We start from the raw sequence: 13,191 nt of genomic DNA on the forward strand, positions 1-13,191 counted from the left end.
CAGGCGGTTTTCACGTGCCGCTGACCGACACGCACGACCGGTGCCGACCTGGCCCAGGCCCTGGCCCTGCCCGTGGTGCTGGTGGTGGGGCTGCGGCTGGGCTGCCTCAACCACGCGTTGCTGACGGCCGAGGCGATCCGCGCGCGCGGCCTCACGCTGGCGGGCTGGGTGGCCAACCGCGTGGACCCCGAGATGGAGCGCCGCTGGACGAGAACATCGCCTACCTGCGCTGCGCGGCTGGGCGTTCCGCTGCTGGCCGAGGTGCCGTACCAGGACCTTGCCCGATGCCGCGCAGCCTGGTGTTTGAACTGCCCGAGGAACTGGCTATGACGCATGAATCCCACCCCGCCTCCTGGCTCGACGAGATTCCCGGCGCGCCTGGCCGACATCGAACGCGCCCACCTGCTGCGCCGCCGCCGCGTGGTGCGAGCCCGCAGGCGGCGCCCGCCTGCTGGGTGGACGGCCAGCCCATGCTGGCCTTTTGTAGCAATGACTACCTGGGCCTGGCCAGCCACCCCGCGCTGGCCCAGGCCGCGTGCGAGGCCACCCAGCGCTTTGGCGTGGGCTCGGGTGGCTCGCCCCTGGTCAGCGGCCACAGCGCCGCCAACGACGCGCTGGAGCACGAACTGGCCGCCTTCGTGCAACTGCCCCGCGCGCTGTACTTCTACGCGGGCTATGCCACCAACACCGGCATCATCCCCGCGCTGGTGGGCGATGGCGATGCGCTGTTCTCCGATGCGCTCAACCACGCCTGCCTGATCGATGGCGCCCGCCTGTCGCGCGCCACCATCCAACGCTACGCCCACGCCGACCTGGCTGGCGCTGGAAGCAGCACCTTGCCGCCAGCCCCGCACGGCGCAAGCTGGTGATCAGCGACGCCGTGTTCAGCATGGACGGCGACCTGATCGACATCCCCGCCCTGCTGGCGCTGTGCGAGCGCTACGACGCCCTGCTGCTGCTGGACGACGCCCATGGTTTTGGCGTGCTCGGCCCGCAAGGGCGCGGTAGCCTGGCGCAAGCGGGCCTGACGGGCGCCACCGCCTCGCGCCGCGTGCTCTACATGGCCACGCTGGGCAAGGCCGCCGGGGTGGCCGGCGCGTTTGTGGCAGGGGATGCAGCCCTCATCGAATGGCTGCTGCAAAAGACGCGCACCTACATCTTTGCCACCGCCGCCCCTCCGCTGCTGGCCAGCGCACTGGGCCAAGAGCCTGCGAGCTGATGGCGGCTGCGGATGACCGGCGCAGCACCTCTGGACGGACTGCATCGCCCAGCTGCGCCAGGGGCTGGCCGCGCTGCCCGCGGCGCTGGGCTGGCACCTGCTGCCCTCGCACACGCCCGTGCAGGCCCTGGTGATCGGCAGCAACGAAGCAGCGCTGGCCGTGATGGAAAGCCTGCGCGCAGCAGGGCCTGTGGGTGCCCGCGATCCGCCCGCCCACGGTGCCAGCGGGCACGGCGCGGTTGCGCATTGCGCTGTCGGCGGCGCACACGGCGGCCGATGTGGACGCAGTTGCTGGGCGCGCTGGCGGCCCGCGCCCCTGCGTGGCGGCCCCACACCCGGCACGCAGGCAACAGGGGCGCCTGCGGCGCAAGGTCTGAGCGCCAGCGCAACCCTTGCGGCACAGGCTGCACGGAACTCCGCCTGCGTAGGTCAGATGCTTTCCTTGACCACGCGGCCATTCAGGGGCTGCAGGGGCCGCGCATTGGCGTTGTAGAGCTTGCGGAAGGCCTTGATCTGCTGCGCGCCCAGCTTGACGGGCTCCTTGAGCACCATCCACTGCACGCCCTCCGAGCAAGGGCGGAGTGGTCAACGACCCTGCGAAGCTGTAGTAACCGTTCTTTTCCGGCAACAGGGTGGCTGGGGTCCAGCGTGAGGCCGTCCACCGTCAGCTGCTCGCCCACGCGCGGCAGGTGCGCAAAGATGGGCTCCCAGGCGGCTTTGGCCTTGCCCGGCTGGATCAGCACCGCCACCACGCCCAGGCCGCCGTCCGCAGCCTTGTGCACAAAGTGGGCCACCATGGCCGCGTGCTTGCCGCCAATGGCCTCTTCGCTGGGGGTGTGGAAGTGGAACTGCAGCAGCTCCATCGCCTTGCCACCCACCACCAGCTTGCTGCCAGCGGGCATGTTGACTTGCACGGTATGGCCGTTGTTGACCAGGGTGGGGGCACCGGCTGTGTACTGGAAGTCCAGCGCCGGCAGCGCCTCCTTCACGGTCTTGCGGATGTCGACAGGGCTTTGGGCCGCACCGCGCGCGCAGGCCTCGAAGCCCGGCTCCAGCGCGCCCCAGTGGGCGGCGCCGTGTTTGCCTTTGTATTCCCAGTGCGGGTGGGCTCCTTCTGGGCATTGGCCCAGCCGGCAGCGCACAGCGCCAGAGCGGCCACGGTGATGTGTCGAATCAATTTTTGGTGTGTCATGGTTATATTGAAGACGAGGGTGATGAAATGCTGCGGCCTGCCCACGTGCCTACCTCCCCTGCTGCACAGCAGCCCCTTCGGATTTCGCCCTGAAAGGCATCTGGCAGTACGGCGGACACACAAACCGGCACACAACGCGGGCCCCACAACGCGCAGGGCCGCACGGATTCTGAGCAACCGGCTTGTGGTATGGCAACAGGCATGCACAAGGCCCTTATGCCGTGTCAAACAAGCCACGGGGCCCGGCGCCTGTTCAAAGCCTTTTTGAAGATCGTATGGGAGTGCACCCAGAGTGAGTGGATGCTTCGGATACGCCACATGGGCTCGTACCCTTGCAAGCAGCCGGGGGGCGAAAGCTCCAGGCTCCAAGCTCACCGGCCCGATTTCACTCCAACCCTTCGGGCAAGGACCTTGCGCGACTCCAAAAAGACTTTGGGCAGGCCCTCAGCCGAGGCCATCACCGGCGTACACCACAATCCCACGCATGAAACTCTTGCTGGTGGATGACCACCCCTTGTTCTGCGTGGGCTTCGCCCATGCGCTCGCCCATGCGCTGCCGACCGCGCAGGTGCGGACTGCGCCCACGCTGGAGGAAGGGTTGCGGGCTGCCGCAGGCCGAACAGGACCTGGACATGGTGCTGCTGGACCAGCGCCTGGGGGCCCACACGGGCCTGGAGGGTCTGAGGCTTTTTGCTGCACAGTTCCCACTGGTCGCCCGCGTACTGATTTCGGGCGACGAAGACCCCGCCCTGGCGGCAGCGGCACGTGGAGCCGGGGCCAGCGGCTTTCTTGGCAAATCACAGTCCGTTCCTGCACTGGCCGCTGCCCTGGGCAGCACATTGCAGAAGGGGGCATGGTATTTGATCTCCCAGCGTCTCCGCAGGCCATGTGCCGCCCCCGGGCCCACCGCGCGGCAGCGCGAGGTGTTGCTGCTGGTGGCCCAGGGGCAGCCCAACAAGCGCATCGCGCAGGAACTGGGCATTGCCGAACGCACCGTCAAGCTACACGTCACCGCGCTGCTGGACACCTTGCAGGCGCGCAACCGCACCCATTTGTTGGTAGTGGCCCGCGCGCTAGGGCTGCTGCTGCAATGACACGGCCCCAACCCGCTGCACCGGCCGTGGATGCCGAGGCCCTGGACACCCTGTACCGGGGCGCGCCCTGGCCGCCCTGGTGGGGGTGGTGGAGGCATTTTTCCTCAGCGTGCTGTTCTGGCGCGATGTGCCCACAGCCTCCATCGCCTGGTGGCTCCTCGCGTTCGCAGCCGTGCGCGGCCTGCGCATCGGCCTGGGTTTGGCACACCGGCGTGCGGGGGCGCTGCAGCCAGCCCGCAATGCCTTCTGGGCCCGCTGGGTGGTAGCGAGCGCAACGGCCCAGGCACTGGCCTGGGGGGCAGGCAGCTGCGTGCTGCTGGCCCCCCACAACGTGGTGGCCGAAATGGCCCTGCACATTGGCCTGGCCGCTGTGGTGCTGGGCAGTGTGGCCCACCTGGCCCACCACCTGCCCGCTCTGGCAGCCTATGCCGCCGGTGTGTTCGGCCCGCTGGCGCTGCGCGATGTGCTGGTGGGGCAGCCCCTGCACTATGCGCTGGCGCTGGCCTCGGTACTGATGGCCCTGTATGTGTGGCGCAGCGGCCAGTCGCAAGCGCATTCCCTTGCACAGGCCCAGAGCACAACGCCAGCGAAAAGCTGTCCCTGATTGACGCCTTGCAGCGCGAAAACCAAGCCACCCGGCAGGCACGCGCCGATGCCGAGGCGGCACATGCCTCCAAGGCCCGGTTTCTGGCCACCATGGGCCACGACCTGCGCCAACCCCTCAATGCCCTGGGGCTGCTCTCCCACACACTGGGCCACACTCCCACAGCCGCTGCGCCCGAAAGAGTGCAGGCGCTGTCTGGCGCCATCGCCGAATGTGTGGGCAGCATGGGCGCGCTGGTGGAAGGCCTGCTGGAGCTGTCGCGGCTGGATGCCCGCACCCTCACGCCCCGCCCCACGGCGTTTGCACTGCAGAGCCTGTTCGATGAAATGAAGGGCAACTTTGCCGCCATGGCGCAAGAAAAGGGGCTGGACTTGCAAATTGTCACCACACCGGCCACCGCGTGGAGGGCGACCGCGCCCTGCTGGCGCGTGTGTTGTCCAACCTGGTGGCCAACGCCATCCGCTACACCCCCGCAGGGTTTGTGCGCGTTGACGCTTGCGGGAGGACGGCGCCATCACCGTGGAGGTGCGTGCAGGATTCAGGCGTGGGCATGGATGCAGCCGAGTTGCCGCGCATTTTTGACGAGTACTACCAGATCGACAACCCGCAACGCAACCGCAGCCAGGGCCTTGGCCTGGGGCTGGCCACCGCCAAGCGGCTGAGCGACCTGCTCGGGCTTGATCTCTCGGTGCACTCCATCCCCGGTCAGGGCAGCTGCTTCAGCCTGCGCCTTCCGGTGTCGGAGCCCACCGCGGCAGCACCGTTGCAGACGCAGCGCGCCGAGACAACCACCCCGGCTCCCCTCGCGGGGCGGCGGATTCTGGTGCTGGAAGACGATGTGGATTCGCGCCAGGCGCTCTGTGGTCTGCTGGCGTCCTGGGGCTGCGCCGTGGTCGAAGCCAGTGATCTGGCGACCGCCCTGGCGCGTTTGCCCGATGCGGACACAGCGGCTGCCCCTATCGATGCCCTGGTGGTGGACCTGCGCCTGCCAGGCGCAGACGACGGCCTGGCCGCCATCGCGCGCCTCCGCGAGGCCCTGGGCAGCCCCGTATCGGCCCTGCTGGTCACGGCCGATGCGCACCGGGCCGACGTGCAGCAGCGGGCCACGGCGGCGGGCCTGCCCCTGTTGTCCAAGCCCATCGCGCCGATGAAGCTCCGGGCCTTTCTGCACAGCCAACCGCCGGACTGACCCGCCCGCAGCGGTTGGCGTGTGCCACGCAGGCACACCTGCGCACGGCATTGTGGCGGGTGCACACACCTGCCCTTTGGTGCTATTGGCACCGGCGCAGGGGCTTTCTAAGCTGGGGGCTTCTCTACCGACAACCATGCCATTCACCCATGTCTACCCTTACCCTGGCAGCCACCACCTTGGTCACGCTGGCGCTGCTGTTGACGGCCCTGTCCCTTCACGTGTCGCGCCTGCGCCTACGCTACCGGCAGACCTGGGGCGACGGAGGCCACAAGGACCTGGCTGCGGCCATCCGCACGCATGGCAACACGCTGGAACAGTCGATGCTGTTTGGCCTGCTCCTGCTGGCCCACGCCCAGTTCCACAGCGCAACGCCCGGGGCGCTGGCAGCGGCATGCGCGGCGTTTGTGCTGGCGCGGCTGCTCTATTGCGTAGGCGCTTTTGCCCGACGGCTGGCGTGGCGGCAAGCCGCACACGCCATCACGCTGCTCGCCCAACTCACAGCCATGGCGCTGCTGGCGCACACCACATGGACCGCCTGACACCCGCGCTGCAGCACTGGCAGGCCCAGGGCAGCATGATCGCGCTGGGCAGCCACCGCCTGTTCGCGGCGCAGGCGGGCCAACACGGCAGCGTGTTGCTGCTTGTCCATGGCTACCCCACCAGTTCATACGACTGGCATGCGCTCTGGGCGCCGCTGGCCACGCACCACCGCCTCATCGCGCCAGACTTGCTGGGCATGGGCTTTTCCGACAAGCCTGCGGACCACGCCTACGGCATCGAAAACCATGCAGACCTGCTGGATGCGTTGCTGGTTCGGCTGGGTGTGCAACAGGTGCACATCGTCGCCCACGACCTGGGGGTGAGCGTGGCGCAGGAGATGCTGGCGCGGCGGCAGGCACACCCATTGGCGCCGCGCATCCTGTCGCTCACCCTGCTCAACGGCGGCGTCTGCCCCGAGGCCTACCAGCCGCGCATGCTGCAGCACCTGCTGTCATCCCCCTTGGGCCGCTGGATCGCGCCGCGCATTCCACAAAAGGCGTTTGAGCGCACCATCAAGCGCCTCTTTGGCCCCCACACCCTTCCCTCCCCTGCGCTGTTGCAGGACTTCTGGGCGCTTGTCAACCACCACAACGGCCGCGCAATCAGCCACAAGACCGGGCGCTTTTACATCGACCGCATGGCCCTGCGCGATCGCCTGGTGGGGCCGCTGCTGCAGCACGCGGTGCCGGTGCGGCTGATCAACGGCGCAGCCGATCCGAACTCGGGCGCCCACATGGCGGCACGCTACCGCGCACTGGTGCCCGGCGCCGACGTGGTGTCGTTGCCCGGCATCGGCCATTGGCCGCAGATCGAGGCGCCTGACCAGGTAGTACAGGCGCTAGGAGAGTTTCTTCAGAAGCACGACCCGATCGGGTGACCCCAAAAGCGCAGGGCGTGGGGCCTGGGACCTTAAACTGGCGCACTGCCCCAGACCGGAACCACCATGCCCCACCTGACCATCGAATACTCCGCGAACCTGCCCCACTACCCCGAGGCCGAAACCCTGACCGCCCTCAACGCCACACTGTGCGCCCACCCCCAGGTGCAGGACGAGGCGGACCTGAAGACGCGTTTCATCGTGGCCGACAGCTTCGAGATTGGCACCGCCCCCGCCAACCGCGCCTTTGTGCACGCGCAGCTGCGCTTGCTCGCAGGCCGCACGCCCGAGGCCAAGACGGAGCTGGCGGGCCGCATTGCCGCCGTGCTGCGCGAGCGCACGCCCCGGCCGCAGGGCGTGATGGTGCAGCTGAGCGTGGAGATCGTGGACATGGACCGGCCGAGCTATGTGAAGGAACGGCTCTGAAAATTTGATAGCTGCCAGCGCTTGATACACGGGCGCTGGGGGCCGACTTCCTTCAAGTCTCCTGTTGATCCAGCTCGGCCGCCAGCCAGCCGCGCAGGCTGTTGATGAAGGCCCAGCCATCGACGCGCGGCAGGTCGTCAATCCGCACCACGGCCTCGGCCACGCGGCCCTCGCGCAGGGCCACGGCCCGCCCCACGCCGGGCAGCAGGCCGCAGGCCAGCGGCGGCGTGACCCAGCGGCCATCGAGCCGCAGGGCGATGTTGCCGAAGGTGCTCTCGGTGATCTCGCCCGCACGGTTCCACAGCACCGTGTCGAACACGCCGGGCGCCGTGGGTGCGAAGGCCGCATAGTGCGCGCGGCGCGTGGTCTTGTGGCGCACGAATTCGCTGTCGGCCTCGTCGAAGGCGCGGCCGGCCAGTTGCAGGCAGACGGGCACATGCGTGGGCTGCAGCACGAAGGCCTCGGCGCGGGGTGCGCCCCGGCTGTCCAGCAGCAGGCGCACGCGCCATGCGCCACCGGCGTGCTGCGCGGCCAGCGCCTGCAGGCAGGCATGAACACGGCCTGCGTCCCACCCGTAGCCGAAGTGCGCAGCGGCCACGGCCATGCGCGCCAGGTGCTCGCCCAGGTGGCGGAACTGCCCTCCCTCGAGCGCCAGGGTTTCGAGCAGGTCGAACGCGGCGCTGGCGCGCTCCACGAAGGCGCGCTTGTGGCGCCATTCATGCCATTCAGCCTCGGCATCGGCGCCCGAGGTGATGCCGCTGCCGATGCCGCAGGTGGCCTGCACCGTGCCATCGCGCGCCTGCAGCACCACGGTGCGGATGGGCACGTTGAAGGTCGCGGCCACGCCGCCCTGGCCTGGTGGCCCGTGCGGGCGCACCACGCCCACGGCGCCGCAGTACACGCCGCGCGGCGCGGGCTCCAGATCGCGGATCAGCTGCATGGCACGCACCTTGGGCGCGCCCGTGACCGAACCGCAGGGGAACAGTGCTGCGAAGACATCGGTCAGCGTGGTGCCCGCCCGGGTGCGGGCCTGCACGTCGGACGTCATCTGCCACACGGTGGGCAGGGCCTGGGTGTGGAACAACCGGGGCACGCGCACGCTGTGCGGCTGGGCGATGCGCGAGAGATCGTTGCGCAGCAGGTCCACGACCATCACGTTCTCGGCCCGCTCCTTGGGCGCCGTGCGCAGGTGCTCGGCCTGGGCGGCATCGGCCTCGGGCGTGGCGCCGCGCGGGGCCGTGCCCTTCATCGGGCGCGCGAGGATGTCGCCGCCCGCCGCATCGGTGGTCCAGTCGAAGAACAGCTCGGGCGATACCGACAGCACCTGGGTATCGCCGGCATCGATGTGCGCGCAGTAGCCCTCGGGCTGGGTGCGGTGCAGTGCCTCGAACAGCGCCTGGGCGCTGCCCTGCGCACGGCCCTGCAGGGGTGCGGTGTAGTTGACCTGGTAGACCTCGCCATCTGCGATGGCCTGGTGGATGCGGGCCAGCGAGGCATCGAAGTCGGCACGCGGCAGGCCATCGGCCCATGTCACTTCGGCGCTTGCGTCGGGCTGTGGTCCATCCGGCCAGGGCAGGGCTTCATCGTGCACCGAAAACCATGCCAACGGGCCCTGCGCCGTGTGGGTCTGCAGGGCGGCGTCAAAGGCCGCCGCAGCCTCGTAGCGTACATAGCCCACGCACCAGGCCCCGCCCTGTGCGGCGGCGTGCACCGCATCGAGCACACCGCGCACCTCGTGCAGCGCATGCGCCGCCAGCACCTCGCGCGGCGGGCCGAAAGCGTGGCGCAGGCGCGGTGTGCCGGGCTCCTGCGGCTGGGTGAAATCGATGCGCGAATGGACAGTTGTGGTCACAGGAAGGAATCTCGCCACCCGGTTCTGCGGGCAGCCGTGTCTGCAGGTTCAGGCAGCGCCCAGGTGCGGCACCAGCCCTGCGGCGGGCTGCCCGCCCTTGAGCGCCGCCGTGAAGGCCAGCATGCGGTCGATGGGCTGGCGTGCGCGCGGGATCAGCGCCGGGTCCACATGCACCGCATTGGCACCCGTTTCCAGCACGCGCGCCACGTCGGCCAGGCCGTTCATCGCCATCCAGGGGCAGTGCGCGCAGCTCTTGCAGGTGGCGCTGTTGCCGGCGGTGGGGGCTTCGTAAAAGGTCTTGCCGGGGTTCAGGGTCCGCAGCTTGTGCATCATGCCGTTGTCGGTGGCGACGATGAATTCGCGCGCATCCATCTCGCGCGCTGCCTTGAGGATGGCCGAGGTCGAGCCCACGGCATCGGCCAGGGCCACCACATCGGCAGGGCTTTCGGGGTGCACCAGCACCCTGGCCTGGGGATGCTCGCGCTTGAGCGCCTCCAGCTCGAAGGCCTTGAACTCGTCGTGCACGATGCAGGCACCGTTCCAGAACAGCATGTCGGCGCCGGTCTCGCGCTGGATGTAGGCGCCCAGGTGGCGGTCGGGCGCCCACAGGATCTTGTGGCCCGCCGCCTTGAGGGCGCCGACGATCTCGAGCGCGCAGCTCGACGTCACGAGCCAGTCGGCCCGCGCCTTCACGGCCGCGCTGGTGTTGGCATACACCACCACGGTGCGGTCCGGGTGCGCATCGCAGAAGGCGCTGAATTCGTCCACCGGACAGCCCAGGTCGAGCGAGCAGTTGGCGTCGAGGTCGGGCATGAGCACGGTCTTCTCGGGCGAGAGGATTTTCGCCGTCTCGCCCATGAAGCGCACGCCCGAAACCACCAGGGTCTGCGCCGCATGGTCGCGGCCAAAGCGCGCCATCTCCAGCGAATCGCTGACCAGGCCGCCGGTTTCCTCGGCCAGGTCCTGCAGGTCCGGGTGCACGTAGTAGTGCGAGACCATGACCGCGTTCTTCTCCTTGAGCAGGCGGCGGATGCGGTCCTTGAGCTCGGCGCGCTCGGCCTGCGAGGGCTCGGGCGGCACGCGCGCCCAGGCGTGTTTGGTGGCGCAGACGGAGCCGCCCTCCAGCGTATCCAACGGCTGGTCGTACTCCACGTCGATGCGGTGCAGCGTTGCAGTGCTCATGACAGCTCCTGCAGACGCATCGAGAAATCGGTGGCCTTCACGTCCTTGGTCAGCGTGCCGATGGAGATGCGGTCCACGCCGGTCTCGGCCAGTTCGCGCAGGCCGTCGAGTGTGACGCCGCCCGAGATTTCGAGGATGGCGCGGCCAGCGTTGATACGCACGGCCTCGCGCAGCATGGGCAGGGGCATGTTGTCGAGCAGCACCATGGTGGCGCCCGCGTCGAGCGCCTCGGTCAGCTGCGACAGCGTCTCGACCTCGATCTCGATGAAGGTGGCCTGCGCAGCCACCTGCTGCGCGGCGTGCAGCACGGCCGTGACGCCACCGGCGGCGGCAATGTGGTTTTCCTTGATCAACACGGCATCGTGCAGGCCGATGCGGTGGTTGGTGCCGCCGCCCACGCGCACCGCGTACTTCTGCGCCAGGCGCAGGCCCGGCAGGGTCTTGCGCGTGTCCACGATGCGTGCTCGGGTGCCGGCGACCACGTCGGCATAGATGGCCGTCTTGGTGGCCACTGCCGAGAGCAGCTGCAAAAAGTTGAGCGCCGTGCGCTCGGCGCTGAGCAGCGCGCGCGCGCTACCCTCGATCTCCAGCACCACCTGGTCGGGCGCGCAGCGCCGGCCTTCGGCCACCTGCCAGGTGAGCTGCACCTGCGGGTCCAGGGCACGCAGGGCCGCCTCCACCCAGGGCGTACCGCAGATCACGGCGGCCTCGCGCGCCAGGATGCGGGCGCGGGCGCGGCGCTCAGGGTCGATCAGGCCGGCGGTCAGGTCACCGCTGCCCACGTCTTCTGCCAGGGCGCGGGCCACGTCGGCACGGGCCAGGGCGGCCACGTCGGCACTTTTTTCATCGTCGCTGGGATGGGTCATGGGGGGCGAGCATAGCGGCTTCTGGAATCGGGTTTTGGGACACCGCTGTCCCAGCCGCATACCCCCTACACTCGCGCCATTTTGTCCAGGGGAGCCCCATGACCGATCCGACGCCTTCCGCCACGCCCTACGGCACGCTGCCACCGGCCTCGCCCCTGCCCCAGCGCCGCCCCATGAGCCTGCCGCGCCTGGCACAGATGCGGGATGCGGGCGAGAAGATATGCATGCTGACGGCCTACGACGCGACCTTTGCAGCCGTCGCCGATGCAGCGGGCGTGGAGTGCATCCTCGTCGGCGATTCGCTGGGCATGGTCTGCCAGGGCCTGCCCAGCACCGTGGGCGTGGCGCTGGACACCATGGCCTACCACACGGCCAGCGTGGCGCGCGGCCTGCACCGCGTGCAGGGCACGGCCTGGCTGGTGGCCGACCTGCCCTATGGCACCTATGCCGAAAGCCGCGAGCAGGCCCTGCGCAGCGCCTGCGTGCTGATGCAGGCGGGCGCGCACATGGTCAAGCTCGAAGGCGGCGGCTGGACCGCGCCCACGGTGGAGTTCCTGGTGCAGCGCGGCGTGCCGGTGTGCGCGCACCTGGGCCTGACGCCCCAGACGGTGCACGCACTGGGCGGCTACCGCGTGCAGGGCCGCAGCGACGATGCCGCGCGTGTACTGCGCAAGCAGGCGCACGAGCTGCAGGACGCCGGCGCCGCCATGCTGGTGCTGGAGATGGTGCCGGCCGTGCTGGCCGCCGACCTCACCGGGGAACTGGCGCACTGCCACACCATCGGCATCGGTGCCGGCAACGGCACGGCCGGCCAGGTGCTGGTGTTGCACGACATGCTGGGCATGAACCTGGGCAAGAACCCGAAGTTCGTTCACAACTTCATGCAGGACGCCGGCAGCGTGCGCGGCGCCATCGAGGCCTATGTGCAGGCCGTCAAGGAGGGCCGCTTTCCCGACAACGCCCTGCACGCCTGGTAGCCCGGCACCCCTTTTCCTTCATCCACTTCGTTCCTGTTGTCCGATCCCATGCTCATCGCCCACTCCATCGACGACCTGCGCCAGGCCCTGGCGCCCTACCGCCGCCCGGCCTTCGTGCCCACCATGGGCAACCTGCACGACGGCCACATCGCGCTGGTGGAGCAGGCGCGGCCCCTGGGCGACGTCACGGTGGCCAGCATCTTCGTGAACCGCCTGCAGTTCCTGCCGCACGAGGATTTCGACAGCTACCCGCGCACCTGGGAGGCCGACTGCGCCCGCCTGCAGGCCGCCGGCTGCAAGGTGCTGTTCGCCCCGCGCGAGGCCGACCTGTACCCCGAACCCCAGACCTTCAAGGTACACCCCGACCCGGCCCTGGCCGACATGCTGGAAGGCCATTTCCGCCCCGGTTTCTTCACCGGCGTGGCCACGGTGGTGATGAAGCTGTTCGCCGCTGTGCTCGGCCAGAGCGGCGGCACGGCGGTGTTCGGCAAGAAGGACTACCAGCAGCTCCTGGTGATCCGCCAGATGGTGCGCCAGTTCGCAATGCCCGTCACGGTGGTGGCCGGCGAGACCTGCCGCGCGCCCGACGGCCTGGCCCTGAGTTCGCGCAATGGCTACCTCAGCCTGCAGGAGCGGCAGGAGGCGGTGGCCTTGTCGCAGGCCTTGCGCCAGTTGGCTTTGCGCTGGGGGCAGCAGCCTGGGGTGGAGTGGGAGCAGCAGGCGATGGATGGGTTGCAGGCGCGGGGGTGGCAGCCGGACTATCTGACGGTAAGGCGGCGGGTGGATCTGCAGCCGGCCAGGGCTGAGGATGCTGTGGGGTCGTTGGTGGTGTTGGGGGCGGCACGGTTGGGGGCTACGCGGTTGATTGACAACTGGGAGTTTTGAGGCCGCGCTCCTGGCCTCATCCCTGGTCCCCTTGTCCTGATTTTTAGGCCGCATGCTTGGTTGAAGGGCGGAGGCCGGGATGTGCGCCCGGCGGCGCACCTACTTTCTTTTTGCGCAAAAAGAAAGTAGGCAAAGAAACAGCGCCCCACTGTCTGCGTCCCTCCGCTTCGCTTCGGGCAACCTGCGATGCTCGGATCTGGGGTGGTGCCGATGAACTCACTGCGTTCTTCGAACTCCGCTCAAACAGCATCGGCAAGCTAGACCACGAAGTGCATGTGTCCTTCG

General features: G+C 69.1%; 16 protein-coding genes and 2 pseudogenes. 13 read left to right on the plus strand and 5 right to left on the minus strand.

What is annotated here, in order from left to right; translation table 11 throughout:
* Positions 1-84: 84 nt before the first annotated feature.
* From bioD to U5N23_RS33240, 4 genes are all read left to right on the plus strand, one after another.
* A complete protein-coding gene (bioD, locus tag U5N23_RS33225) occupies positions 85-330 on the plus strand; it encodes an ATP-dependent dethiobiotin synthetase BioD (RefSeq protein ID WP_416208717.1) in 246 nt (81 codons plus the stop codon).
* Positions 331-470: 140 nt separating this feature from the next.
* Positions 471-869, plus strand: coding sequence for an aminotransferase class I/II-fold pyridoxal phosphate-dependent enzyme (locus tag U5N23_RS33230; RefSeq protein WP_416208718.1), 399 nt, complete (start codon positions 471-473; stop codon positions 867-869).
* Positions 866-1,219 (plus strand): aminotransferase class I/II-fold pyridoxal phosphate-dependent enzyme, encoded by a 354-nt coding sequence (locus U5N23_RS33235; protein WP_416208712.1) that lies wholly within the window; start codon positions 866-868, stop codon positions 1,217-1,219. The genes U5N23_RS33230 and U5N23_RS33235 overlap by 4 nt, the downstream gene beginning before the upstream one ends.
* 194 nt (positions 1,220-1,413) lie before the next feature.
* Positions 1,414-1,596: a TilS substrate-binding domain-containing protein gene (locus U5N23_RS33240; protein ID WP_416208713.1), complete on the plus strand. Its 183-nt coding sequence runs from the start codon at positions 1,414-1,416 to the stop codon at positions 1,594-1,596.
* A 52-nt stretch (positions 1,597-1,648) separates the two neighbouring features.
* Here U5N23_RS33240 and U5N23_RS32810 read toward each other — a convergent pair whose 3' ends face one another.
* Both U5N23_RS32810 and U5N23_RS32815 read right to left on the minus strand, forming a co-directional pair.
* Complete coding sequence (locus U5N23_RS32810) at positions 1,649-1,771, minus strand: hypothetical protein (RefSeq protein ID WP_322596837.1); 123 nt, start codon at positions 1,769-1,771, stop codon at positions 1,649-1,651.
* A gap of 176 nt (positions 1,772-1,947) precedes the next feature.
* Positions 1,948-2,361, minus strand: a pseudogene (locus tag U5N23_RS32815) (carbonic anhydrase family protein); the annotation flags it as partial.
* Between the two features lie 682 nt (positions 2,362-3,043).
* Between U5N23_RS32815 and U5N23_RS32820 the strand changes: the two are divergent.
* The 7 genes and pseudogenes from U5N23_RS32820 to U5N23_RS32850 all read left to right on the plus strand — a co-directional run bounded on the left by U5N23_RS32820 (position 3,044) and on the right by U5N23_RS32850 (position 7,144).
* Complete coding sequence (locus tag U5N23_RS32820) at positions 3,044-3,505, plus strand: response regulator transcription factor (protein WP_322596838.1); 462 nt, start codon at positions 3,044-3,046, stop codon at positions 3,503-3,505.
* 88 nt (positions 3,506-3,593) lie between these two features.
* Positions 3,594-4,109, plus strand: a complete 516-nt coding sequence (locus tag U5N23_RS32825; RefSeq protein ID WP_322596839.1) for a hypothetical protein — start codon at positions 3,594-3,596, stop codon at positions 4,107-4,109.
* A 92-nt stretch (positions 4,110-4,201) separates the two neighbouring features.
* Positions 4,202-4,321: pseudogene (locus U5N23_RS32830) on the plus strand (hypothetical protein); the annotation flags it as partial.
* A 188-nt stretch (positions 4,322-4,509) separates the two neighbouring features.
* Positions 4,510-5,298, plus strand: coding sequence for an ATP-binding protein (locus U5N23_RS32835; RefSeq protein WP_322596840.1), 789 nt, complete (start codon positions 4,510-4,512; stop codon positions 5,296-5,298).
* Positions 5,299-5,447: 149 nt separating this feature from the next.
* Positions 5,448-5,840 (plus strand): MAPEG family protein, encoded by a 393-nt coding sequence (locus U5N23_RS32840; protein ID WP_322596841.1) that lies wholly within the window; start codon positions 5,448-5,450, stop codon positions 5,838-5,840.
* Positions 5,828-6,718 carry an alpha/beta hydrolase gene (locus U5N23_RS32845; RefSeq protein WP_322596842.1) on the plus strand — a complete coding sequence of 297 codons (891 nt, stop codon included), beginning with the start codon at positions 5,828-5,830 and terminating at the stop codon, positions 6,716-6,718. The genes U5N23_RS32840 and U5N23_RS32845 overlap by 13 nt, the downstream gene beginning before the upstream one ends.
* A gap of 66 nt (positions 6,719-6,784) precedes the next feature.
* Complete coding sequence (locus U5N23_RS32850) at positions 6,785-7,144, plus strand: 5-carboxymethyl-2-hydroxymuconate Delta-isomerase (protein WP_063458819.1); 360 nt, start codon at positions 6,785-6,787, stop codon at positions 7,142-7,144.
* Between the two features lie 52 nt (positions 7,145-7,196).
* Here U5N23_RS32850 and U5N23_RS32855 read toward each other — a convergent pair whose 3' ends face one another.
* The 3 genes from U5N23_RS32855 to nadC are packed head-to-tail and all read right to left on the minus strand — an operon-like array spanning position 7,197 to position 11,044.
* Positions 7,197-8,996 (minus strand): chorismate-binding protein, encoded by a 1,800-nt coding sequence (locus tag U5N23_RS32855; RefSeq protein WP_322596843.1) that lies wholly within the window; start codon positions 8,994-8,996, stop codon positions 7,197-7,199.
* Positions 8,997-9,044: 48 nt separating this feature from the next.
* Positions 9,045-10,178, minus strand: coding sequence for a quinolinate synthase NadA (nadA, locus tag U5N23_RS32860; RefSeq protein ID WP_322596844.1), 1,134 nt, complete (start codon positions 10,176-10,178; stop codon positions 9,045-9,047).
* The gene (gene nadC / locus U5N23_RS32865) at positions 10,175-11,044 is read right to left on the minus strand and encodes a carboxylating nicotinate-nucleotide diphosphorylase (protein WP_322596845.1); all 870 of its coding nucleotides are present in this window, start codon (positions 11,042-11,044) and stop codon (positions 10,175-10,177) included. Before nadC ends, nadA begins: the two co-directional genes overlap by 4 nt.
* A gap of 98 nt (positions 11,045-11,142) precedes the next feature.
* On the opposite strand from nadC, the gene panB reads away from it, so the two are divergent.
* Positions 11,143-12,021 carry a 3-methyl-2-oxobutanoate hydroxymethyltransferase gene (gene panB, locus U5N23_RS32870; RefSeq protein WP_322596846.1) on the plus strand — a complete coding sequence of 293 codons (879 nt, stop codon included), beginning with the start codon at positions 11,143-11,145 and terminating at the stop codon, positions 12,019-12,021.
* 48 nt (positions 12,022-12,069) lie between these two features.
* Complete coding sequence (gene panC / locus U5N23_RS32875; RefSeq protein WP_322596847.1) at positions 12,070-12,906, plus strand: pantoate--beta-alanine ligase; 837 nt, start codon at positions 12,070-12,072, stop codon at positions 12,904-12,906.
* The last annotated feature ends 285 nt before the right edge of the window (positions 12,907-13,191 follow it).

This window comes from Acidovorax sp. (assembly GCF_034519795.1).
Lineage (GTDB): Bacteria > Pseudomonadota > Gammaproteobacteria > Burkholderiales > Burkholderiaceae_C > Acidovorax.